This is a genomic window from Providencia sp. (genome assembly GCF_040396775.1).
Classification (GTDB): domain Bacteria; phylum Pseudomonadota; class Gammaproteobacteria; order Enterobacterales; family Enterobacteriaceae; genus Providencia.
Genome location: NZ_JBEBNT010000005.1, coordinates 17,927 through 40,279 on the forward strand (window position 1 = coordinate 17,927; position 22,353 = coordinate 40,279).

Here is a 22,353-nt window from a genome sequence, read left to right on the forward strand (position 1 = left end):
AAACTCTATTTAGCCCCGAGCTAACCCACTGTAAATAAAAATAATTCATTTTATTGTCATATTTAACTGCCACACTTTACGGGCAAAAAATGAATAAAGTTAGTCTTAAAAATAGCCCTAACTGATTACAGCTTAATAAAAAAGTAATACAACAGACTGGCTTATTTCCCTCACAACTCGTAAAAAATTATTTTATGGATAATACATATGGCAATGATATCTGCATTAAAATTTAACCCTTTCGCGATCATTGGGTTGCTACTTCTGATCACTCAAAACTCATTTGCATTCACAACTCAAATGGCTTCACCTCAAATTGTTGCACACCGCGCAGGTACAGCAGATGCGCCAGAAAATACGGTTTATGCAATTGATCTTGCAAAGAAAAATAAAGCGGATGCCATTTGGTTAACCGTACAGCTCAGCCAAGACAATCAATTAGTGCTATATCGCCCAAGTGATCTTGATTCTCTAACGGACAAAAAAGGCCCTGTTTCTGCCTATTCCGCAGAGCAACTTAGCCATATCAATGCTGCATACCAATTTAATCAAAAAAATAACCAACAATTACCCTCAGTAACCACCACAATTAGCACACTAGAAACCATATTAAAAAAGTATCCAGACACCACCTTTTATATTGACTTAAAATCCCCTGACGCCAACCCAAGTACTCAAGCCAAAGCAGCTCTAGCGGTACTGGAAAAAACAAAAGCATTCAATCAAGTACGCTTTTATTCTACCAATACCGATTTCTTAACCGCGTTGAATCAGCTCTCCCCAAAAATTCACACGTTTGAAAACCGTGATGAAACTCGGACTATTTTGGCAAATAGCGTTATGAACCATCAATGCTCAGTTCCAGACACAAAACCAACCAATAAAGCAAATAAACCAGCCACTCGTTGGTATGGTTTTGAGTTACATCGTAAAGTTGAAGTTGTTGAAAAATATACGCTAGGTGAAGCTCGCTCACCTGCAACACTCTCATGGGATAAGTCAGCAATAGAGTGTTTTAAACGTGATGGTGACGCCTACATCATTGTCTTTGGTGTAAATAACCAAAGTGATTACCAATTGGCGAAAGAGATTGGTGCTGATGCGGTAATGGTGGATTCGCCGAAGGCTTTTATTCCGGCAAAAGAGAAGTAAACGTCCTATTATCAATTACATTGATCAACCTATTAAAATAGGTTGATCAATGTTTTTTTATAATTTCTACCCATTCTTAACCATTAAGTTTCTGAACTCAACATTTATAGTACTTATCGCTATAAGGTACGATTGCGTATTATCATTAAATGAAAAGAGGAAAATATGATTGAAATAAAAGTCACATTTGAAAACTATTTTGGTGAGGATTTACTAGAAGTCATGCTATTTCGCAAAATGGCATCTCACACAATCTATGATATAAAAGATAAAGAAAAAAAAATTGATATTGCAACATTTTATGCAATTGAAGGAGAAGATGAAAACTGGCATGTTCAATTATTGACCGCATCAGGAGAATATTGGCGAAGCGCAAGTCTTATTGAATGCAGAACAAAGAAGGAGGATGGCTATAAGATCATTCTCGGTGTTAATGGTGAATCAAAACGAGTATATGCGGCATTCTCTAGTTCAAGCTAATGCTCAGCTGCACTTAAAAAATTATAAAAATCAAAGTCTAATAAAAAATTTAGTATTTTTAACTATAAAAATTATTATTCACAATAAAAAATGCACACGATTAATACAAAGCCCCTATCTACTATTAAGGGCTTTATATATCAAGAATATTTCTAGCTATAGAATTCTGTTTTTACTTAACATCTTTTGCCGAGCTTCATCACGAGCCATGCGCTTTTTACGTGCATCACAAGGTTCAGGGCACTCACACACCTTTTCAACGCCAATGCTGCTTAAGCCGCCACAGCTACCTTGGATACTCTTACGTTTAATAATATAGCCCAACGACATTCCCAAAAAAGCCAGTAAAAACAGTGCAAAAGTTGCAATAAATATGTTTAGCATACCTTTAGCCTCCCAACGTTACTGTTTCTTCGTTAAAAATGGTTCGAATGCCTTAGTATAGCGCTCTTCAAAACCTTTATCTGTCTTAACAATCATAAAAACAGGGACATTCATTTTTTCAGCAAGGGTAAAACCAGCTTCTGGCCCTAACACATTTAACCCTGTAGATAATCCATCGGCACTCATGCAATTTTCAGCGAGTACAGTGATAGAGACCAGATTATGGGTAATTGGACGCCCTGTTTTTGGGTCAATCGTGTGAGAAAAACGTACGCCGTCTTGCTCAAAATAATTACGATAATCCCCTGAAGTGGCAATTGAACGGTCACCAGGCTCAATAATTTCCTGTGCGGTTTGACTCACACCATCCGTTGATGGTTTCTCAATGGCAATGCGCCATGGTGCTTCTTTGCCATTTTTACCTTTCGTACGCACTTCGCCACCAATATCGACCATATAGTCATTGATGCCTTGTGACTCGAGATACTCGGCTACAACATCTACACCATAACCTTTAGCAATAGAAGACAGGTCAACATATAGCTCTGGTATGGTTTTAATCAGATTGTTATCTTGTACTGAAAGCTTTTCGATTCCTACCCATGCACGGCGTTTAGCAAGTTCTTCATCTGAAGGTGCTTTCGTCACGCGGCCTTCTGGGCCAAACCCCCATAAATTAACTAATGGACCAACCGTCACATCTAAAGAGCCATCTGTTAGTTTATTAATCTCAATCGCTTTTTTCACCACTTTCGCAGTTGCAGCTGACACAGGGAAAGGCGTATTCACTTCCTTGAATTGGTTAAAACGACTTAATTCAGAGTCTGGGCGATAGGTAGACATTTGGTCATTCACTTCTTCCAAACGCTTATCAATTTCGGCTTGAATCGCTTCAGGTTTTGGTTCTGAAGAGTCAGTGACATATTTAACAGAGTAATACGTCCCCATCGTCTGCCCTTGTAGATTTTGTTGCTCTGGCCCACCACACGCCGTCAGAAACAGCGCAGCAACAAACAGTAAGATTGGGGTATAAATTCTTTTGTTCAGCATTATTTTCTCCGCGTCAATCATGAGCGCGTATTGTTAGGTTCGCTCAGACTATTAACACACTTTACATCGTCACCCATGCAGAGAATGTTCAAGTCAAAATATCTCTTAAGCCATTAATAACCAATTAAATAATTAGCAACTAACAGTATTTATATAAATGATAAAGAGGGAAGTATTTTCCCTCTTTATTTAATTAATGCTCGTACTTTACTTGGTAAGTACGATAAATCCAATAAAATTACTTAACCACCGAAATCATCCAGCAAGATATTTTCATCTTCAACGCCCAAATCTTTCAGCATTTTAATCACTGCTGCATTCATCATTGGCGGTCCACACATATAGAACTCACAATCTTCAGGTGCAGGATGGTCTTTCAAATAATTTTCATACAGAACATTATGAATAAAGCCTGTGTAACCGTTCCAGTTATCTTCCGGCAATGGGTCGGAAAGTGCCACATTCCACGTAAAGTTTTCATGCTCTGCAGCCAGCTCGTCAAAGTCTTCTGTGTAAAACATTTCACGAACAGAACGCGCACCATACCAGAAACTGATTTTGCGTTTTGAGTCTAAACGGCGCAATTGGTCAAAAATATGCGAACGCATCGGTGCCATACCTGCACCACCACCAATGAAGACCATCTCCGCCTCCGTTTCTTTCGCAAAAAACTCACCAAACGGACCTGAAATTGTCACTTTATCACCCGCTTTCAGTGACCAAATATAAGATGACATAATTCCAGGTGGAACATCAGGATTGCGTGGTGGAGGCGTTGCAATACGCACGTTCAGCATAATAATACCGTGCTCTTCAGGGTAGTTAGCCATTGAATATGCACGCACCGTTGGTTCTTTAACCTCAGAGACATAACGGAACAAATTAAATTTATCCCAGTCTTCACGATATTCCTCAGGAACATCGAAATCTTCATATTTTACAACATGTTCTGGGCATTCAATCTGAATATAACCACCAGCACGGAAAGGAACAACTTCCCCTGCTGGAATTTTCAGTTTTAATTCCTTAATGAAAGTGGCTTTATTATCGTTAGAGATAACTTCACACTCCCATTTTTTCACGCCAAAAATTTCTTCTGGAAGCTCAATTTTAAGGTCTTGCTTCACATTCACTTGGCAGGCTAAACGACAGCCTTCTTTGGCTTCACGTTTATTTATGTGCGAAAGTTCGGTCGGTAAAATATCCCCACCGCCGTCTTTGATTTTCACACGGCACTGACCGCATGAGCCACCACCACCACAAGCCGATGAGACAAAAATACCTTGGCTAGATAACATGCCTAATAATTTGTCGCCCGCGGGGGCTTCAAAACTTTTATCAGGGTCGCCATTAACTTCAACTTTGATGTTCCCTGTATTGACCAACTTGGATTTGGCAAACAGGATTAAACCTGTCAGCACCAAGACAATCAGGGTAAACATCACTACACCTAGAATAATAATTTCCATGAATTCTTCTCGCCTTTATAGCTGCACACCGGAGAAGGACATAAAGCCCAATGCCATCAAGCCGGTCGTCACAAAGGTGATACCTAACCCTTTTAGACCTGCGGGGATATCTGAGTATTTCATCTTCTCGCGGATAGCAGCCATCAATACAATAGCAAGCATCCAGCCGATCCCTGAACCGAAGCCATAAACAACGGATTCGCTAAAGTTATAATCGCGCTGAGCCATGAAAGATACACCACCAAAAATTGCACAGTTAACGGTAATCAATGGCAAGAAGATACCTAACGCGTTATACAGTGATGGAAAATAGCGATCCAAAATCATTTCGAGGATCTGAACCAACGCCGCTATCACCCCGATAAAGGTAATAAAATTCAGGAAGGATAAATCCACCCCTTCGGCTATCGCCCCATCACGCAATACTAGGTTGTAGACCAAGTTATTGGCTGGAACAGAAATTCCGAGAACAACCGTGACGGCAATACCTAAACCAAACGCCGTTTTAACGTTCTTCGATACGGCAAGGAATGTACACATTCCCAAGAAGAAGGCTAATGCCATATTTTCAATAAAAATGGATTTAACAAATAGGCTTATATAGTGTTCCATTTGATTAATCCTTCTCTATTTGAGCGGGTTTCAAGGTACGTAACCCCCAAATCAGCATGCCAATAATAAAGAATGCGCTTGGTGCCAGTAAGAACAGTCCATTTGGCATATACCAGCCACCGTTTTGCAGTGACTCAAATACCGTGATGCCAAACAGTTTACCGGAGCCAAAAAGCTCACGCAGGAAACCAACTAAAACAAGGATCACACCATAACCAAGGCCATTCCCAATACCATCCATAAAGCTTTCAATTGGTGGCGCTTTCATGGCATAAGCCTCTGCACGCCCCATCACGATACAGTTAGTAATGATTAAGCCAACAAAGACAGAAAGCTGCTTTGATATCTCATAGGCATAAGCCCGCAGAATTTGGTCCACCACGATAACCAATGAGGCAATGATGGCCATTTGTACGATAATACGCACACTGCTTGGAATATAATTTCGAATCAATGAGATAAAAAAGTTAGAGAATGCAGTAACCAGTGTCACTGCAATGGTCATCACCAACGCGGTTTCTAACTTAGTCGTGACCGCCAACGCAGAACACACACCCAAAACCTGTAAAGCAATTGGGTTATTATCGAATAGCGGCCCAAGAAGGACGCGTTTTACTTCTTTTGAATCAGCCATTATTCAGCGCTCCTTCACGTACTTTTTTCAGGAACGGACCAAAGCCGTTGTCACCTAACCAGAAATCAAACATATGTTGAATACCGTTTGATGTCAGGGTCGCGCCCGAAAGACCATCAATACCGTAAGGGCTATCGGTTGCACCAGTACGCATGATTTTAATTGCTGGAATACCTTGTTCATTAAACAGTTTTTTGCCCCGCCATTGTGCTTTCCACTGCGGGTTATCCACTTCACCGCCCAGACCAGGTGTTTCGCCATGTGCGTAGTAAGTGATACCACGAGATGTCACACCATCAACATCAACGGCGATAAAGGCATACATCACTGACCACAACCCTGAACCATAAACAGGTAAAATGATTTGTGAAACTTTGCCTGCATCATCTTTTACCAAGTAGATTTCAGCGCTATTCGCACGGCGACGAATTTTCGCAATATCTTCTTGTGGTGAAAGCGCAATACTGGTTTCATCACTGCGCAGTTCATCATTTAGTACAAAACGCCCAGCACTATCTGATAACTCATTAGTTTTGAAATTTAAAAGTTTTGGCTCGATACGTTCTGCATAAACTTGTTGAACTTCATCTGCGCTCATTTTAGGCGTAGAAAGCCCTGCAACACTCAAAATATTACGCTGAGTATCTAACTGAATTTGTTCCTGTTGCTGTGGTTTTAAACCAACCGCAGCCCCAGCGACAATGATTGAACACACGAGACACAGAATAAACACAACAAGGAATGTTCTTCCAACGCCATCGTTATTAATTGTTTTTTCATTAGCCACGAGCTTTTCTCCGCTTAATATTTGCCTGAACGACCAGATAGTCAAACAGAGGAGCAAACAGGTTGGCGAACAGGATAGCCAGCATCATCCCTTCTGGATAAGCTGGGTTGACCACCCTGATAAGAACACACATTATGCCGATAAGAATACCGTAAGCCCATTTACCTTTATCCGTAAATGAAGCTGAAACAGGGTCTGTCGCCATAAAAATCATACCGAAAGCAAAACCACCTAACACCATATGCCACCACCATGGCATTGCAAACAGCGGGTTAGTATCTGAACCGATAAGATTAAACACATAAGACATTGCGATCATGCCCAGCATCACGCCAGCCACAATACGCCATGATGCAATGCGGAAGAACATAATTAGCGCACCACCGATAAACAGCATCAATGTTGATACTTCACCGATAGAACCAGGCATATTACCTAAAAATGCTTGCATCCATGTGATAGGTTCGCCGCTAACGGTATTCATCAGTGCGTGCTCACCACCCGTTGCCCACTGAGACAAAGGCGTTGCACCAGAGAAACCATCCGCCGCAGTCCAGACTAAATCGCCCGAAATTTGTGCTGGGTAAGCAAAGAATAAAAATGCACGACCGGCTAATGCTGGGTTTAAGAAGTTACGCCCTGTTCCACCAAAAATTTCTTTCGCGACAACCACACCAAAGGTAATCCCAAGTGCAGCCTGCCATAGTGGAATCGTTGGCGGAACAATCAATGCAAACAAGATGGAAGTAATAAAGAAGCCTTCGTTGATTTCATGACCGCGGATCATGGCAAACAAGACTTCCCAGAACCCACCGACTAAGAAAACAACGGCATAAATAGGAAGAAAATACACTGCACCAACCAGCATTTTACTTCCCCATCCTGCATCCATTGACAGTGATGCGCCTAAAAACTGCGCTAAGCTGTAATGCCAATCACTTGCAATAATTTGCTGTAATTCAGCACCACTATAGAGCTGATGTAATGCAGGGATCGCTTGATTTCCCACATTATACATCCCCCAGAACATCGCTGGGAAAACAGCGAGCCACACCAAGATCATCATACGTTTAAGATCGATAGTATCTCGAACGTGAGAACGCCCCTTAGTGACAGTACCCGGCGTGTAGAAAACCGTCGAAACAGCTTCATACAGCGCATAATATTTCGCTAACTTTCCACCGGGCTCAAAATGGTGCTCATATTTTTCAAATAAATGTTTCAGACCCATGGAATTACCCTTCTAGCTCTATCTTGGACAGCACATCACGCAGCACAGGACCGTATTCATACTTCGCTGGGCAGACGTAGGTACACAAACCTAAATCTTCTTCATCCAGCTCTAAACAGCCTAGCTCTTGTGATGTATCGGTATCCCCCGCAAGGAGATCGCGCAATAAATGCGTGATCATGATGTCCAGCGGCATAACACGCTCATAGTTACCAATCGGTACCATTGAACGCTCACCACCGTTCATCGTTGTCGTAAAGTTAAAGCGCTTATTTTTCAGGAAATGCCCGATCGTTGTACGGGTAATAGTGAATTTATTTACCCCTGGCATAATCCATCCAAATAATTCCTTTTCACGACCTTCTGCGAGAACAGAAACTTGGTTCTGAAAACGGCCAAGATAGTGATGAGTTTCATCACAGGTAACGCCCCAAAGCACAGACCCCGAAATAATACGGTTTTCACCTACTTTGAGCTGTCCTTGGGTCAATTCATATAAGTCAGCCCCAAGGCGGGTGCGTAGCAAACGTGGTTTTTCAACTTGTGGACCCGCTAGGGAAACCACACGGTCAGTGTATAAGTGACCCGTAACAAATAGCTTTCCAATAGCGATAACATCTTGGTAATTCAGGCTCCACACTTTTTTCTTGATACTCACGGGTTCTAAGAAATGAATGTGAGTACCAGCTAACCCCGCAGGGTGTGGCCCACCAAATTGGGTATAGGTAATTTGAGCTTGGCTGTTAACCTTCGGTAAATCTCCCTCTCCATGGCATACATGGATTTTACCTTCCGTTAAGCGGCTAAGAACCAATAAGCCATCATTAAATGCTTGCTCATTTTCGCGAATGATTCCAATAGGATCAGCAGCTAATGGGCTGGTATCCATTGCAGTCACAAAAATAGCAATCGGTGAAGAACCTGGTTGTGGAGAACGGCTAAATGGACGCGTTCTTAAAGAGGTCCACATTCCTGATTTAATTAGGTTATCTTCGACTTGTTCACGCGTTAATACGGGGAGCTCATCACGCGAATATGCAGCAAAAGTGACTTGTTCATCACCTTCGATTTCAATAACTACAGATTGCAATACACGACGCTCACCACGATGAATAGCAACAATTTTTCCGCAGGCAGGGCTCGTAAATACGACCCCTGGGTTCTTTTTGTCTTCAAAGAGAACCTGTCCTTTTATTACACTCTCACCTTCTTTAACCAGCATCGAAGGACGCATTCCGATATATTCCTCACCTAGCAGTGCTACGTGTTGAATTTTCGGGCCGTCTTCTATCACTTGGGCTGGCTCACCTGCGATGGGAAGGTTGAGGCCTTTTTTAATTTTAATCATAAGATCTGCACAAGTTTATCAGTTAAACCCTAAGCTAACGATTCAGCAATGAATGGTAGCGACTCAGTCATAAAAACTACTCAAGTCACCTTCGTGACTTGAGCGAGTATTCTCACAAAATTGTTACTAAATTCTTGTCTTCTGCCAGTCGTAATTTTATCAGTTTCAGCTCACGCTGTCCGTCTAGAGAAGTGACATAGTTCAAGCAAATTGCATTATTATTTAATTTTTTCCATTAACAATTCGGTATTAACGAGCATTAGACTCATGTTTATCGATGACTGTTTATTATTTAAACAATAAAGATTCATTTAAAAACTATTAACAACCTATATTAATTTTTAAACAGCTCGTCTAAAATGTGTAAAACATGTGTTATTTTTAATCAATATCACCTTCAATATTTGGCTTAAGCATGAAAACAAGTAAATTAATTTGTGCCGTATCCTCATTTGTACTTATGTATACATCGGTTACTCAGGCAGATAACGCTTCATTTTTGTTAAAGAATGAATCTCGCGCGAATCTTGACTCATCGATATTTATACAAATATTTAAACAAGAAGGTGTACTTGAGCTCTACCAAAAAACACCATCAGGCAAATATACCTTGTCGAAAACCTATCCAATTTGTAAGTTTTCTGGTGGGTTAGGGCCAAAGAAAATAGAGGGTGATCTTAAAAGTCCTGAAGGTTTCTACCAAATTACCGCAGAGCAGCTCAACCCGAATAGTCGGTATTACCGATCTATCAATATTGGTTTCCCTAATGAGTTTGATAAAGCCCAAGGATACAGCGGAAGTTACCTGATGATCCACGGCAGTTGTGTGTCAGTGGGCTGTTATGCGATGACCGATAAATACATGGGAGAAATCTACCAAACGGTAGAAACTGCGTTGCTAAATGGCCAGCCAACAATAAGCGTAAATATCTACCCGTTTAAAATGACGAAAGAAAATATGCTACGCTATCAAAATTCAAGCCATTATACGTTTTGGAAGCAGCTACAGCCCGCCTATGAATATTTCAACCAAACAGGAAGACTTGCACACGTTTCTGTAAACTCAGGAAAATATGCTGTCATGGGTTTCCCGGATACCCCAACAAAACTGTTGGGGATGAAATCACAGTATGCGCTGACCAAGGTGGAATAACACAAAGTTGCCTGGCTCAATCTTTTGCCAGTCCTCATTCCCCGTCAAAGGTTGGGTTGCGATAACAGAAACAATATCTGTTGGCGTAGTGCACTGTGCAAAATCAATTTCAATATCTTGGTCGAGCAACTTTGCCATACCAAATGGCGCTTTACGCGTGATCCAATGTAATTTCGTTGAGCTAAATGCCATCAAGTATTGCCCATCAGACAGCAACATATTGAAGATACCTTTGCTACGCAGTTGCTCTGCTAAACTAGCAATAAAACGAAAAACACTTTTCCAGTTCGATGGTTTTCGTGGGTATTTTTCACTTAATTGCTGTAAAATCCAGCAAAATGCCCACTCACTATCGGTTTCCCCAATAGGCCAATAGCGTCCAATATCGAGGGAGCGGTATCCTTTAAGCTGCCCATTATGAGCATAAGTCCAATTACGCCCCCAAAGCTCTCTGGTAAAGGGGTGAGTATTCACTAACGACACATCCCCGCGATTGGCTTGGCGAATATGTGCCACAATGCTTTCAGACTTGATAGGGTACTCCTGCACAAAACGCGCAACTGGAGAGGTAAAGCTCGGTTGTGGATCTTTAAATGTGCGACACCCGAGACCTTCGTAGAAGGTAATTCCCCAGCCATCTTTGTGTGGTCCAGTTTGACCACCTCGAGAAATTAACCCACTCAAACTAAAGGTAATATCAGTTGGAACATTGGCACTCATGCCAAGTAACTCGCACATTTAAAAACTCCTACAACGGCTAAACTGCTACTTCACCATTTCTTTTTCAATTAATTGAATAAGGATATGGATAACTTTGATATGAATCTCTTGAATACGGTCTGCATAACCAAAATGAGGGACACGAATTTCAATATCCGCAGTACCTGCCATTTTGCCACCATCTTTTCCTGTTAATGTGATGACTTTCATACCTTTTTCACGAGCAGCAGCAATGGCTTTGATAATATTGCCTGAATTTCCTGAGGTCGAAATTCCTAATAACACATCACCTTTCATACCAACTGCTTCAATAAAACGAGAGAAAACAAACTCATAACCGAAGTCGTTACTGACACAAGATAAATGGCTAACATCTGAAATCGCAATAGCAGGGTATCCCGGACGGTTTTCACGATAACGGCCAGTGAGTTCCTCTGCAAAATGCATTGCATCACAGTGTGAGCCACCGTTACCACAAGATAGTACTTTACCTCCCGCTTTAAATGAATCTGCTAATAACACTGCAGCTTGCTGAATAGCTTCGATATTCGCTTCGTCACTCAAGAAATTCGATAAAGTCTCGGCTGCTTCAGTCAATTCACCACGGATCAGATCTTGGTACATGAGGTTTCCCCTTAATTAAGAATACGTTATTGAGAATATCGCTAACTCACATCCAAAATAATTCACGTTAAAACAGGCCACTTTGTGACACAAATTTAGATGGATATCAGTCATTAAGCTTTAATACTCAGATTGTTGCACAGGGGACGCTTTGTTTCTACTTTTGATTGTGCGGTCTTGAGCGCGTCGACAAAAATAACGTTTAGTTATACTTAATAACCTTATTTTCTTTAATGACGATTATTTTAATTTCAACTTTCCCAGCCATTATTTGGTGTTTTTGTGAACTGAGTTGTAATTAAGATGTAAATATATTGCTAATTCTTTATTACTAGGTATAGATTGAGATAACCAACAGGTCAGACCTCTTACAAGTCGACAGGAGCTTCACTATGATCCTTCTTAGCATTGTGTTATTTCTCGCCTTAATCGGCGTACTTTGTTATCACAGAACCTCCCTTGTACTCAGTACAGTACTGCTATTAGCCTATACTGCCGTCATGGGTGTGTTAAATATTTGGAGTTACTGGGTGTTACTGCCAGTGGCTCTAGTCTTATTTCCTTTTGTTTTCTCTCCTGTACGCCAATCCTTTTTCTCAGCGCGTGCCATGAAAATGTTCCAAAAAGTCATGCCACCGATGTCGAGAACTGAAAAAGAGGCTATCGACGCGGGAACAACCTGGTGGGAAGGTGACCTTTTCCGTGGTGCGCCAGACTGGAACAAACTGCATAACTACCCAAAACCACAGTTAACCGCTGAAGAACAAGCGTTTATTGATGGCCCAGTAGAAACTGTATGCGGTATGGTGAATGACTTTGAAGTTAGTCATGAACTTGCCGATTTAACACCTGAAGTCTGGCAATACCTACGTGATCACCGCTTCTTCGCTATGATTATCAAAAAAGAATATGGCGGGCTTGAATTTTCAGCTTACGCACAATCTCAAGTATTACAAAAACTGGCTGGCGTATCAGGCATTTTAGCTATTACCGTGGGTGTTCCAAATTCATTAGGTCCAGGTGAATTACTGCAACATTATGGCACTGATGAGCAAAAACAACGTTATTTACCGGGTCTAGCAACAGGTGAAGAAATTCCATGCTTTGCTTTAACCAGCCCTGAAGCAGGCTCCGATGCAGGTGCGATTCCCGATTCAGGCGTTGTCTGTATGGGTGAATGGCAAGGTGAGCAAGTATTAGGTATGCGCTTATCATGGAATAAACGCTACATTACCTTAGCACCGATAGCGACTGTACTTGGCCTTGCGTTTAAATTGTCAGATCCAGACAAATTATTAGGTGGTGAGAAAAACCTCGGCATCACCTGTGCATTAATTCCAACCAATACGCCGGGCGTTGAAATTGGTCACCGTCATTTCCCACTAAACATTCCATTTATGAATGGCCCGACTCGCGGAAAAGACATTTTTGTTCCTATCGATTACATCATCGGTGGGCCAAAAATGGCGGGGCAAGGCTGGAGAATGTTGGTGGAATGCCTATCCGTTGGTCGTGGTATCACCTTACCATCGAACTCAACAGGTAGCTTAAAAAGCATCGCTACCGCGACTGGCGCTTACTCTTATATTCGCCGCCAATTCAAATTACCGATTGGTAAAATGGAAGGTATCGAAGAACCCTTAGCACGCATCGCAGGTAATACTTACTTGATGGATGCCGCTGCAACCTTAATCACCTCGGGTATTATGTTAGGCGAAAAACCAGCTGTACTTTCGGCTATCGTTAAATACCACTGTACCCACCGCGGCCAGCGCGCCATCATCGATGCGATGGATATCACAGGTGGTAAAGGCATTTGCTTAGGGGACTCAAACTTTGTTGCCCGAGCTTACCAAGGTGCCCCGATCGCAATTACCGTTGAAGGTGCAAATATCCTCACACGCAGCATGATTATCTTTGGTCAAGGTGCAATCCGTTGCCATCCTTTCGTCTTAGAAGAGATGGCGGCAGCGCAAGATAACAACCTGCACAAATTTGATAAAGCCGTGTTTGGCCACATTGGTCATGTCATTAGTAACCAATTCCGCAGTTTCTGGTTAGGTTTAACTAACGGTCGCGGTAGCCATGCACCAACCAAAGATGAAACACGCCGCTATTATCAAATGTTAAATCGTCAAAGTGCCAACTTAGCCTTGTTATCCGATGTCGCAATGGGCGTATTAGGTGGTAGCTTAAAACGTCGCGAACGTATTTCAGCTCGCTTAGGGGATATCCTCAGCAACCTGTATCTTGCGTCTGCAACCTTGAAACGCTATGAAGATGAAGGTCGCCAAAAAGCAGATTTACCACTGGTAAAATGGGCTGTTGAAGATTGTTTATATCAGTCTGAAAAAGCAATTGACGACCTGCTGAAAAACTTCCCGAACAAAATGGTGGCAGCGATTATGCGAGTGACCTTGTTCCCTACAGGCCGCGCGATGTCCATGCCATCAGACAGACTTGACCATAAATTGGCACAGCTGTTAATGGAGCCATCAGAAACTCGTGACAGATTAGGTCGCGGACAATACTTAACACCAACGGAAAATAACCCTCATGGGTTAGTGAACCAAGCGTTATATGACATCGTTGCCGCTGAGCCTATTTTCGAGCGTATTTGCCGCCTGAAAGAACGTAAACTGAGCTTCACTCGTTTGGACAAACTAGCAGATCAAATGCTGCCTGAAAATATCATCACGCAGGAAGAAGCCGATATTCTACGTAAAGCAGAAGCAAGCCGCTTACGTACGATTAATGTTGATGAGTTTGAATTTGATGACTTAGGAGTGCTTCCGTCAAAAAAGTCTCCTGACGAACCGTCAAACGAAGACGCAAGTAAGAAAAAGAAAGCCGCTTAGTTTATAAATAAGCTGTAAAGCTCATGGAGCACCCCACTCCTTGAGCTTTTTCTTATTACTATTAATAGAACAAACTACACCGAAAACTTAACTTGAAAATATAAAACTGACTATTCCCTTTTTTCTAGCTCGCGCTCTCTATTTTTTGCATCCAATATATAAGGGCGTAACTTCATTTTATTATCCCAACCATTTAACTCAAACTGACATCTAGCCCCTCCTTCTTTTGCACAAATGGTTAAATACTCTTTTGCCTTGTCAATTTCATTAAACTCATAAAAATAGATTTTTGCTGCTGATACCAATGCTAATTCTCGATAATGACCTTGAGTTTCCTTCAACCTTTCCCAGTACGCTATTGACTGATTAAAATTAACATCCATGCCAATACCATATTGGTTAAAATAAGCGAGCTTATACAAACCTAGCTGGAAATTAGGATCAATATTCACTGTTTCATTTATATGTCCTAACGCTATCTTGCAATTTTCATCGGCGACTCGTTTAAAATTAACCAAACTCTTTTTAGAACAGACTGAATCATCAAAATACAATAAAAATAAAAGATAATGGCTTTTTGCATCACCTTTATTTGCTTTATATTGAAGTTCATAAAACTTCTTAACGCTTTGAATCGGCAGCATCGTTTGGAGATATTGTTTTTCTTGTTTAGATTTCACACTCCCAATAGAAAATGCTAGCATTCTATAAGAGGGATTTTTTACATCGCTATTTTGCAAAAACCTTTCATTAGATAAGTGCGATTCACACCCAATTAGGATAAAAACCAGTACAATCCATAACCTTTTCATATTAATCCATTAAATAGATTGTAGTTATTTGACATAAAAAACGAGGGTATATTTGTCATTGTAGATAATTTCATATTTAAACTTATGGAGGAATCTTTATTAAATGATGAAATAAGCTCAATAAGTTGATTCTCAGAATATGTGTTATATTTTTGTTTAAACCAAACATCAACAATACCTGATCTCCTACCATCAGACCAAATTACCTCTGATATCAATCTATGCTGATTATCATTTTCATCTACATAGTCAGATTTTAGATAATTCAAACTTATTGATGAAATGCCAGTCTCATTTAAATCTAATAGTTCTTCAGCTTGAGTTTTTCCATCACTATTTACATCCCTCCATAATTTTAAAAATTCCCAATTAAAATCATTTTTACTAATAACCCCATCATTATTAGTATCAAAATCCAGTAATCCATCAAAACCATTTAGTGCGAAAGCACCATCTTTTTTCAGATAATCCTCACCCAATAGCTCACTAGAATCATTAACTATGCCATCACTATTTTTATCCATCACTAATAATGCATCATTAGGATCTACCCATCCTGTTTGCATTAACTCACCATTAAATTTAAATAAAACGCCAAAATCATGCGATAGTGTTTTCACACCATCATTATTTAGATCAATAATTAAAGGTGTTTTATAATCCTTTGCTATTTCTTTTATTTTTTTTAAGTTCATCTTAGGCGTCCCAGCCAATTTAATACTTTTAATACCTGACTCCTCAAGAAAATCATTCACAAAATCAATACAATTATTTGAAAGTAGATTATAGTTTTCATTATCAATTTTATTATTTTTAATTGAATTATATGTTCTAAACAAATTATTCATGTCATTGGAGAAAAACTCCCCTTGACCTGCAATTGTCAATGATGATGCTTCTGGATAATTATTATGATCGTCGAACGAAATGTTATCTGTATTTGTCAAAAAACTACTACCCGAACTAAAGCCTATGGAAACATTTTCAAATGTATTACTTTCAGGGTTTATACCGTTAAGCCCAATGAATACATGGCCAAAAGAAGACTCACCTATATTTGTATTATCACCAACAACATCAATATATTGACTTTTTGGTGGAGAAATAAATATTGTAAAACTAGGCCCTCCATAATCAGTAAAACCATTACCATCTAGTTCATATAACCACGTATCACCTTCATTAACCGTCTGTAAATAATGCGTTGGTGTATATGTTTCACTTCCCATACAATCCCCTATTCTTTCGTTTATTGTTCATATAACTGTCAAGGTCATCACGATATTTTTGGCATTTTTCACTGCCATTTTCTGCGCCACTATTTGCATAGTAACGTGCTTTATTGAGATCCTTGATATTTCTATCATCATCAAAAAGTGTTATTTCGACTAAATAATCACAAACCAATACCGCGTTTCTTCCCCCTTTTTTTACTATTCTGTCTAAAATACCCATTGCCTTGTTATCATTTTTTTCTAAAACAATGCCGTTGTAATACAGTTTACTCATTTCATACAAGGCTAGATTATTATTAGGATTGCTATTGACTGAATCAATTAAATAAGCAACAGCCTTTGCACAAATAAAATCAGGCTTTATATTTCCAAAAGAAAAATAATTACAATTTGAATCTTTATAGAACAATTTAAACATTAATAAATTGCTATCTGAGTCACCTGACTTTGCTTTATCTTTTAATAAATAAAAATCCTTTTCATTTATAGGAGGAGGGATTAGAGCATTATAATCTGAATCATATGATAAATATTTACTATCGTAACCAAAGTTCAACATCCTATACGAAGGTTTTAAAACATCGACTTTAGATGGTTTCAAATGACAACCAGATAATAAAAAAAAAGAAAAAAAGAGTATTAGCCTCATATTTAAATTATTCCAAAAATATCAATTGATCAGTAGTGGCTCCCTTATATTCACACGCGAAAAAATATTGTAAATCACCCAAAAGAGTAGTTTTTGCTTTCTTCAAAATCATAACCACCCGCATAGCGGGTGGTTTGCTCTAGCCCTATAAGGGCTTGTTACCGACTGCGCCTAAATGACGCTGCTTTCTCTTCGTTCAAGCTAAGTGTCTTTGTTACTTTGGCCTACCCCTTGAAGGGGGCTAAATGCTCTTTCGTACTTAGTTTATCCGAGATTAAATCCGACTTTTCTTGCTCTTTGATATACTTCTGAATTGTCGCTTCATTTAGCCCTACCGTACTTACGTAGTAACCTTCCGACCAAAACTTTCTGTTGCCAAATTTATATTTTAAATTCGCATGCCTATCAAAGATCATCAACGAACTTTTACCCTTCAAATATCCCATAAAACTTGAAACACTTAACTTTGGAGGAATATTGACTAACATGTGAACATGATCTGGCATCAAATGGCCTTCGATTATTTCAACACCTTTATACTTACAAAGGTCTCTTAAAATCTCACCCACACTTGAACGAATATTATTAAAAATCACTTTCCGTCTGAATTTCGGCGAAAAGACGATATGGTATTTACACAGCCACTTTGTATGCGCTGAGCTTTGTGCTTTAATGCCCATAAACACCTTTCCTTATTTAGGTTACGAATATTAGCTTGAACATCTATATCGTAACGGAAAGGTGTTTTTCTTGGTATAACCCTTTGACTCCACCCGCAAAGCAGGTGGTTTTATGTTTAAGACGCTAACGCGACTTAAACTGGCTAAAGCCATAATAAAAAAAACCAGCGACTTAATCGCTGGTTTTCTCATCACATTAGCAGTTTTTAAAGTGATAGCTCTAACGCTAATAATTCTTCAATTGTTTGGCGACGGCGAATTAATTGCGGTTTACCCTTAACAAACATCACCTCTGGCAATAATGGGCGGCTATTATAGTTTGAAGACATAGATGCGCCGTAGGCGCCTGTGTCGTGGAAAACCAAATAATCCCCTACTTTGACCTCAGGTAACGCACGAGTCACCACAAGTCCGCCTTCAAGCTGGGTGAATACATCACCAGATTCACATAAAGGGCCTGCAATGATGGTGTCTTTTAGTTGTGACTCATTCGCAGCACTTCCGTCTGCCGGTAAAACAGAAATATGATGATAACTGCCGTACATCGCTGGGCGCATTAAATCATTAAAACCACTGTCGACTAGGACATAATGACGGCTGCCCATATCTTTCACAGCACGCACTTCCGCCAATAAAACGCCCGATTCTGCAACTAAATAGCGACCCGGTTCGATTTCAAGTTCAATTGCGTGTCCTAGATGTTGTGCTATGCGCTGGCGTGCGTTATCCCATAAACTATAATAATGTTGCACATCAATTAATTCATCGCCTTCACGGTAAGGTGTCGATAACCCACCCCCCGCTGAAATCGCATGAAGATCCACACCAGCAGTTGTGACTAGCGCCACCATTGAATCACAAACATCAGCAAGGTGTTGATAATCAACACCTGAACCAATATGCATATGAATGCCAATTAGCGATAAATTGTAATGGCGAATTTTTTCGAGTGCGGCAGGCAAATCTTCATGCCAAATACCGTGTTTACTGTTTTCACCACCCGTATTGGTTTTTTGGCTATGACCATGGCCAAAACCTGGGTTAATACGCAGCCAAACTGGGTGCCCCACTTTTTGCTGACCAATTTGGTCTAACATATCGATTGAGCCCGCATTGACAGGTATATCCAGCTCCGTCACTTTAGCCAATGTGGCTCTATCCAGCACGTCCGCAGTAAACACGATTTCTGAATTTTCACGACCCGGCTTGAACCCCGCCACCAGCGCACGTTCGATTTCCCCTAAAGAAACTGAATCCACTTTTACGCCCTGCTCTCTCATTAAGCGCAAAATGTGAATATTTGAACTAGCTTTTTGTGCAAAGCGCACCGTATCAAAGACTTGTAATTGCTTAATACGCTCAATGATGACTGCACTGTCATATACCCAAACAGGGGTACCATATTGTGCAGGTAGCGCGCGTAAATGTTCAGGGGTTAAATACTGGCTTGAAGTGGTTGTGAATGAAGTCATTATGTTTCTCGTTTGCAAGTTTTTATTATATTAAAGTCCATTATTCAGAGAAAAGATGGGAAAAAAAATATCTATTTTGCTAAAGTCTATTCATATTTGATATAGCTTTGATTTTGAGGTAAGAAATGCAAGCCATTTCGTGGCGACATATTGAGATATTTCGTGCAGTGATGACTGCCCCTAACTTGACGGAAGCCGCGGCATTGCTAAATACTTCACAGCCGACCATCAGCCGTGAACTGGCACGCCTTGAGCATTTACTGCAATTTAAACTTTTTGATCGCGTCAAAGGGCGCTTGCAACCCACTGCCCAAGGGCTGCGATTTTTAGAAGAAGTTGAACGTTCTTATTATGGATTAGAGCGCATCAAAAATTCAGCAGAAACAATACGCCGTTTTGAACATGCTCAAATTTCTGTCACCTGCTTACCTGCTTTTGCCCAATCCCTTTTACCGTCAGTCTGCCAAGCTTTCATGGAAAGCTACCCCGATGTCAGTATCACCGTGATCCCTCAGGAATCCCCTGTCCTTGAAGAGTGGCTTTCTGCCCAACGCTATGATTTTGGTTTAACAGAACATTTGCAAATGCCACCGGGTACTGAGCAGCAAACCCTTGGAAGTTTAAATGAAGTGTGTGTGTTACCTACGGGGCATCCTCTCACTCAAAAAAAGGTATTAACTCCCAGCGATTTTCAGCACCAACGGTTTATCAGTTTGTCCTTAACTGACAGTTATCGCCAATTAATTGATTCAACATTTGCAGAGCAGCAAATTGACCGAAAAATGGTGATGGAGACGCATTCTGCCTCGTCTATTTGTGCGATGGCACTGAAAGGCATCGGAATTTCCATTGTTAACCCACTAACAGCATTGGATTTTCACCTGCAATCTTCAGGTAAGCTGGCTCTGCGCCCTTTAAGTTTTTCAATCCCATTTACAGTCAGTTTAATTAGGCCGATTCACCGCCCATCATCACAACTTACTGATATCTTTACACAATACTTGAAGAAACAATTTAACCAGATTGAACAGCATTTAGCGTTGGCCCTGTTGCATCAGTGATAACCAGTGCGGTGAAGTACTAAACCAGTTAGCAAGGTAATCAATCACTGCACGTAGTGAGGTTGGCATTTTTTGTCGGCTGGTATACACAGCGTAAATACCTAATGGCATTGGTGTGTAACCAGGTAATAATTGAATTAATTCACCTGAGTCCAAATACTTTGCTACTGAATAATAAGGCTGCATAGAAATACCAGCCCCATTTAAGGTCGCTTCGGCGATAAAAACGGACTCATTGGCACTCAGCCTTCCATCCACTAACACTGTGTGTTGCTCCCCCTCTTTTTCAAACGCCCATAAACTACGTCCAAAGAAGTTATAGGTTAAGCAGTCCATTAATGCTAAATCTGCTGGTTTTGTCGGTCGATTTTTTCCTTCCAAAAAACGGGGGGATGCACAAATCACGGAATAACAGGTTGAAAGTGGCTTCGCAATCAGGCTTGGCTCTAGCTGGTTCGTAATACGGATTGCTAAATCAATTCTTTCCTCAATAAGGTTCACTGATTTATTCGAGATTTGCATATCAATCGCCATATTGGGGTACTGTTGCATAAACTCGGTTATTGCAATGGAAAGCGCGCTTTGGGCAATAGATTGTGAGCAACTAATACGTACCAGCCCTGATAACGCTTGATTATCATGCTCTTGTTGCACAGGCACGGTTTGTGAAATCGCATTTAGCTGTAACGATTGTTGGTAAACCCCCTCACCCGCCGAGGTTAAACTAAGCCGCCTTGTTGTACGGTTTAATAACCGAACACCTGCCCATTGTTCCATCTCAGATAAGTAGCGAGTAACCATCGCGCGAGACATATCTAGCTTATCTGCAGCACTACTTAGGCTGCCACTCTCTACAATAGTGATAAACACTTCAACCGCTTTTAATCTATCCATACCCCACCAATTCGCTCGATTTATGCAACAAACAAAGCCTAATTATGCTGTTTTTCCCACCATTATTACAATCTAATATACACACCAAGCCAAACAACGTTTACCTGCATCACTTAATTTTAGGATATAAAAATGAAACTCACCTTATTAGCAGCAACGACATTATTCGCCACAACTCTGAACATGGCACAGGCTGAAAAGCTCACATTAGATGTGTATAACCCAGGCCATAACAGTGTTTTCCCTGTTTCTTCTGAAATTATTAGCGGCCCAACTGAAGTGGTTTTAATTGACGCTCAGTTTCAAAACAACGACGCACAAAAATTAGTCGATAAAATCCAAAAGCTGAATAAAAAATTAACCACCATTTATATTAGCCATTCAGACCCTGATTATTATTTTGGGTTAGAAACACTGACAAAAGCCTTCCCTGAAGCAAAAGTGGTTGCAACTGCCGAAACAGTTCAAGCCATTAACGCAACTAAAGATGGCAAACTAGCTTATTGGGGGGGTGAATTAAAAAATGAAGCACCAAGCCATGTAATTGTCCCTGAGGTCATTAAAGGAAATAGCTTTACGGTTGATGGCGAAAAATTAGAGATTAAAGGCCTCGATGGCGCATCACCAGACAGAACTTATCTGTGGGTACCCTCTTTAAAAGCAGTTGTGGGCGGCGTATTAGTTTACGATAACCTCCATGTATGGGTGGCAGATACTCAAACTGAAGTTTCGCGCCAAAACTGGCAACAAGCTTTAGAAAGTATTAAAGCTCTTCAACCCGAAACTGTTGTACCAGGGCATTTTACTGGCAATTCTAAGTTTGATATTGGCACTGTTACATTTACTCAGCAATATTTAAGCGACTTTGAAACTGCTACAAAAGCAAGCAAAAACGCAGATGAGCTGATTAAAAAAGTAGAAATTCAATACCCTAACTTAGATGAAAAATCGAGCTTAGATCTGAGTGCCAAAGTAATTAAAGGCGAAATGCAGTGGCCTCAATAAACCAATAAACTGTCCCCTATTTCATTTGTTGTTGTTCTTTTTG

At 40.4% G+C, this 22,353-nt stretch carries 22 protein-coding genes; 6 read left to right on the forward strand and 16 right to left on the reverse strand.

Translation table 11 applies throughout. The annotated features are described in order from the left end of the window. The first annotated feature begins 207 nt into the window (after positions 1 to 207). Both ABWP91_RS07750 and ABWP91_RS07755 read left to right on the forward strand, forming a co-directional pair. On the forward strand, positions 208 to 1,152 hold the full coding sequence (locus ABWP91_RS07750; protein ID WP_353242784.1) for a glycerophosphodiester phosphodiesterase family protein: 945 nt from the start codon (positions 208 to 210) through the stop codon (positions 1,150 to 1,152). 165 nt (positions 1,153 to 1,317) lie between these two features. Next, positions 1,318 to 1,632 carry a hypothetical protein gene (locus tag ABWP91_RS07755; protein WP_353242785.1) on the forward strand — a complete coding sequence of 105 codons (315 nt, stop codon included), beginning with the start codon at positions 1,318 to 1,320 and terminating at the stop codon, positions 1,630 to 1,632. A 156-nt stretch (positions 1,633 to 1,788) separates the two neighbouring features. Here the strand turns inward: ABWP91_RS07755 and nqrM are convergent, their stop codons facing one another. From nqrM to ABWP91_RS07795, 8 genes are all read right to left on the reverse strand, one after another. After that, positions 1,789 to 2,016 (reverse strand): (Na+)-NQR maturation NqrM, encoded by a 228-nt coding sequence (gene nqrM / locus ABWP91_RS07760; protein WP_353242786.1) that lies wholly within the window; start codon positions 2,014 to 2,016, stop codon positions 1,789 to 1,791. An 18-nt stretch (positions 2,017 to 2,034) separates the two neighbouring features. Next, entirely contained in the window at positions 2,035 to 3,066 is a 1,032-nt protein-coding gene (locus ABWP91_RS07765; RefSeq protein ID WP_353242787.1) for an FAD:protein FMN transferase, read from the reverse strand. 242 nt (positions 3,067 to 3,308) lie between these two features. Further along, positions 3,309 to 4,535 carry an NADH:ubiquinone reductase (Na(+)-transporting) subunit F gene (gene nqrF, locus ABWP91_RS07770; protein WP_353242788.1) on the reverse strand — a complete coding sequence of 409 codons (1,227 nt, stop codon included), beginning with the start codon at positions 4,533 to 4,535 and terminating at the stop codon, positions 3,309 to 3,311. Positions 4,536 to 4,550: 15 nt separating this feature from the next. Then, positions 4,551 to 5,147, reverse strand: a complete 597-nt coding sequence (gene nqrE / locus ABWP91_RS07775; protein WP_353242789.1) for an NADH:ubiquinone reductase (Na(+)-transporting) subunit E — start codon at positions 5,145 to 5,147, stop codon at positions 4,551 to 4,553. A gap of 4 nt (positions 5,148 to 5,151) precedes the next feature. Then, positions 5,152 to 5,781 (reverse strand): NADH:ubiquinone reductase (Na(+)-transporting) subunit D, encoded by a 630-nt coding sequence (locus tag ABWP91_RS07780; RefSeq protein WP_006657395.1) that lies wholly within the window; start codon positions 5,779 to 5,781, stop codon positions 5,152 to 5,154. Then, entirely contained in the window at positions 5,774 to 6,568 is a 795-nt protein-coding gene (locus ABWP91_RS07785) for a Na(+)-translocating NADH-quinone reductase subunit C (protein WP_353242790.1), read from the reverse strand. The genes ABWP91_RS07780 and ABWP91_RS07785 overlap by 8 nt, the downstream gene beginning before the upstream one ends. After that, a complete protein-coding gene (locus ABWP91_RS07790; protein WP_353242791.1) occupies positions 6,561 to 7,799 on the reverse strand; it encodes an NADH:ubiquinone reductase (Na(+)-transporting) subunit B in 1,239 nt (412 codons plus the stop codon). Before ABWP91_RS07790 ends, ABWP91_RS07785 begins: the two co-directional genes overlap by 8 nt. Before the next feature lie 4 nt (positions 7,800 to 7,803). Then, complete coding sequence (locus ABWP91_RS07795; RefSeq protein ID WP_353242792.1) at positions 7,804 to 9,147, reverse strand: Na(+)-translocating NADH-quinone reductase subunit A; 1,344 nt, start codon at positions 9,145 to 9,147, stop codon at positions 7,804 to 7,806. A gap of 415 nt (positions 9,148 to 9,562) precedes the next feature. On the opposite strand from ABWP91_RS07795, the gene ABWP91_RS07800 reads away from it, so the two are divergent. Continuing rightward, positions 9,563 to 10,300, forward strand: a complete 738-nt coding sequence (locus ABWP91_RS07800; protein ID WP_353242793.1) for a L,D-transpeptidase family protein — start codon at positions 9,563 to 9,565, stop codon at positions 10,298 to 10,300. On the opposite strand, the gene ABWP91_RS07805 is transcribed toward ABWP91_RS07800, so the two are convergent. Together ABWP91_RS07805 and lpcA are read right to left on the reverse strand one after the other, a co-directional pair. Continuing rightward, positions 10,271 to 11,038, reverse strand: coding sequence for a class II glutamine amidotransferase (locus ABWP91_RS07805; protein WP_353242794.1), 768 nt, complete (start codon positions 11,036 to 11,038; stop codon positions 10,271 to 10,273). The genes ABWP91_RS07800 and ABWP91_RS07805 overlap by 30 nt on opposite strands. Positions 11,039 to 11,065: 27 nt before the next feature. Continuing rightward, positions 11,066 to 11,644, reverse strand: a complete 579-nt coding sequence (gene lpcA / locus ABWP91_RS07810) for a D-sedoheptulose 7-phosphate isomerase (protein WP_273803273.1) — start codon at positions 11,642 to 11,644, stop codon at positions 11,066 to 11,068. Positions 11,645 to 12,036: 392 nt separating this feature from the next. On the opposite strand from lpcA, the gene fadE reads away from it, so the two are divergent. Then, positions 12,037 to 14,502: an acyl-CoA dehydrogenase FadE gene (gene fadE, locus ABWP91_RS07815; RefSeq protein WP_353242795.1), complete on the forward strand. Its 2,466-nt coding sequence runs from the start codon at positions 12,037 to 12,039 to the stop codon at positions 14,500 to 14,502. A 110-nt stretch (positions 14,503 to 14,612) separates the two neighbouring features. On the opposite strand, the gene ABWP91_RS07820 is transcribed toward fadE, so the two are convergent. From ABWP91_RS07820 to lysA, 5 genes are all read right to left on the reverse strand, one after another. Further along, the gene (locus tag ABWP91_RS07820; protein WP_353242796.1) at positions 14,613 to 15,314 is read right to left on the reverse strand and encodes a hypothetical protein; all 702 of its coding nucleotides are present in this window, start codon (positions 15,312 to 15,314) and stop codon (positions 14,613 to 14,615) included. Next, positions 15,311 to 16,543 carry an SPM autocatalytic domain-containing protein gene (locus ABWP91_RS07825; RefSeq protein ID WP_353242797.1) on the reverse strand — a complete coding sequence of 411 codons (1,233 nt, stop codon included), beginning with the start codon at positions 16,541 to 16,543 and terminating at the stop codon, positions 15,311 to 15,313. Before ABWP91_RS07825 ends, ABWP91_RS07820 begins: the two co-directional genes overlap by 4 nt. Continuing rightward, on the reverse strand, positions 16,533 to 17,150 hold the full coding sequence (locus ABWP91_RS07830; protein ID WP_353242798.1) for a hypothetical protein: 618 nt from the start codon (positions 17,148 to 17,150) through the stop codon (positions 16,533 to 16,535). Before ABWP91_RS07830 ends, ABWP91_RS07825 begins: the two co-directional genes overlap by 11 nt. 272 nt (positions 17,151 to 17,422) lie before the next feature. Further along, complete coding sequence (gene tnpA, locus ABWP91_RS07835) at positions 17,423 to 17,878, reverse strand: IS200/IS605 family transposase (RefSeq protein ID WP_353242799.1); 456 nt, start codon at positions 17,876 to 17,878, stop codon at positions 17,423 to 17,425. Between the two features lie 206 nt (positions 17,879 to 18,084). Continuing rightward, complete coding sequence (lysA, locus tag ABWP91_RS07840; protein ID WP_353242800.1) at positions 18,085 to 19,350, reverse strand: diaminopimelate decarboxylase; 1,266 nt, start codon at positions 19,348 to 19,350, stop codon at positions 18,085 to 18,087. A gap of 125 nt (positions 19,351 to 19,475) precedes the next feature. On the opposite strand from lysA, the gene ABWP91_RS07845 reads away from it, so the two are divergent. Continuing rightward, on the forward strand, positions 19,476 to 20,411 hold the full coding sequence (locus ABWP91_RS07845) for a LysR family transcriptional regulator (protein ID WP_353242801.1): 936 nt from the start codon (positions 19,476 to 19,478) through the stop codon (positions 20,409 to 20,411). On the opposite strand, the gene ABWP91_RS07850 is transcribed toward ABWP91_RS07845, so the two are convergent. Next, on the reverse strand, positions 20,385 to 21,305 hold the full coding sequence (locus tag ABWP91_RS07850; protein ID WP_353242802.1) for a LysR family transcriptional regulator: 921 nt from the start codon (positions 21,303 to 21,305) through the stop codon (positions 20,385 to 20,387). The two genes, ABWP91_RS07845 and ABWP91_RS07850, sit on opposite strands and share 27 nt — an antisense overlap. Positions 21,306 to 21,437: 132 nt before the next feature. Between ABWP91_RS07850 and ABWP91_RS07855 the strand changes: the two genes are divergently transcribed. Then, on the forward strand, positions 21,438 to 22,310 hold the full coding sequence (locus ABWP91_RS07855) for an MBL fold metallo-hydrolase (protein WP_353242803.1): 873 nt from the start codon (positions 21,438 to 21,440) through the stop codon (positions 22,308 to 22,310). Positions 22,311 to 22,353 lie beyond the last annotated feature (43 nt).

Excerpts from the sequence above, each read along its gene's own strand:
- ABWP91_RS07750 (WP_353242784.1), top strand. The coding sequence starts at position 208 with ATGGCAATGATATCTGCATTAAAATTTAACCCTTTCGCGATCATTGGG.
- ABWP91_RS07755 (WP_353242785.1), top strand. The coding sequence starts at position 1,318 with ATGATTGAAATAAAAGTCACATTTGAAAACTATTTTGGTGAGGATTTA.
- nqrM (WP_353242786.1), bottom strand. The coding sequence starts at position 2,016 with ATGCTAAACATATTTATTGCAACTTTTGCACTGTTTTTACTGGCTTTT.
- ABWP91_RS07765 (WP_353242787.1), bottom strand. The coding sequence starts at position 3,066 with ATGCTGAACAAAAGAATTTATACCCCAATCTTACTGTTTGTTGCTGCG.
- nqrF (WP_353242788.1), bottom strand. The coding sequence starts at position 4,535 with ATGGAAATTATTATTCTAGGTGTAGTGATGTTTACCCTGATTGTCTTG.
- nqrE (WP_353242789.1), bottom strand. The coding sequence starts at position 5,147 with ATGGAACACTATATAAGCCTATTTGTTAAATCCATTTTTATTGAAAAT.
- ABWP91_RS07780 (WP_006657395.1), bottom strand. The coding sequence starts at position 5,781 with ATGGCTGATTCAAAAGAAGTAAAACGCGTCCTTCTTGGGCCGCTATTC.
- ABWP91_RS07790 (WP_353242791.1), bottom strand. The coding sequence starts at position 7,799 with ATGGGTCTGAAACATTTATTTGAAAAATATGAGCACCATTTTGAGCCC.
- ABWP91_RS07795 (WP_353242792.1), bottom strand. The coding sequence starts at position 9,147 with ATGATTAAAATTAAAAAAGGCCTCAACCTTCCCATCGCAGGTGAGCCA.
- ABWP91_RS07800 (WP_353242793.1), top strand. The coding sequence starts at position 9,563 with ATGAAAACAAGTAAATTAATTTGTGCCGTATCCTCATTTGTACTTATG.
- ABWP91_RS07805 (WP_353242794.1), bottom strand. The coding sequence starts at position 11,038 with ATGTGCGAGTTACTTGGCATGAGTGCCAATGTTCCAACTGATATTACC.
- lpcA (WP_273803273.1), bottom strand. The coding sequence starts at position 11,644 with ATGTACCAAGATCTGATCCGTGGTGAATTGACTGAAGCAGCCGAGACT.
- fadE (WP_353242795.1), top strand. The coding sequence starts at position 12,037 with ATGATCCTTCTTAGCATTGTGTTATTTCTCGCCTTAATCGGCGTACTT.
- ABWP91_RS07820 (WP_353242796.1), bottom strand. The coding sequence starts at position 15,314 with ATGAAAAGGTTATGGATTGTACTGGTTTTTATCCTAATTGGGTGTGAA.
- ABWP91_RS07825 (WP_353242797.1), bottom strand. The coding sequence starts at position 16,543 with ATGGGAAGTGAAACATATACACCAACGCATTATTTACAGACGGTTAAT.
- tnpA (WP_353242799.1), bottom strand. The coding sequence starts at position 17,878 with ATGGGCATTAAAGCACAAAGCTCAGCGCATACAAAGTGGCTGTGTAAA.
- lysA (WP_353242800.1), bottom strand. The coding sequence starts at position 19,350 with ATGACTTCATTCACAACCACTTCAAGCCAGTATTTAACCCCTGAACAT.
- ABWP91_RS07845 (WP_353242801.1), top strand. The coding sequence starts at position 19,476 with ATGCAAGCCATTTCGTGGCGACATATTGAGATATTTCGTGCAGTGATG.
- ABWP91_RS07850 (WP_353242802.1), bottom strand. The coding sequence starts at position 21,305 with ATGGATAGATTAAAAGCGGTTGAAGTGTTTATCACTATTGTAGAGAGT.
- ABWP91_RS07855 (WP_353242803.1), top strand. The coding sequence starts at position 21,438 with ATGAAACTCACCTTATTAGCAGCAACGACATTATTCGCCACAACTCTG.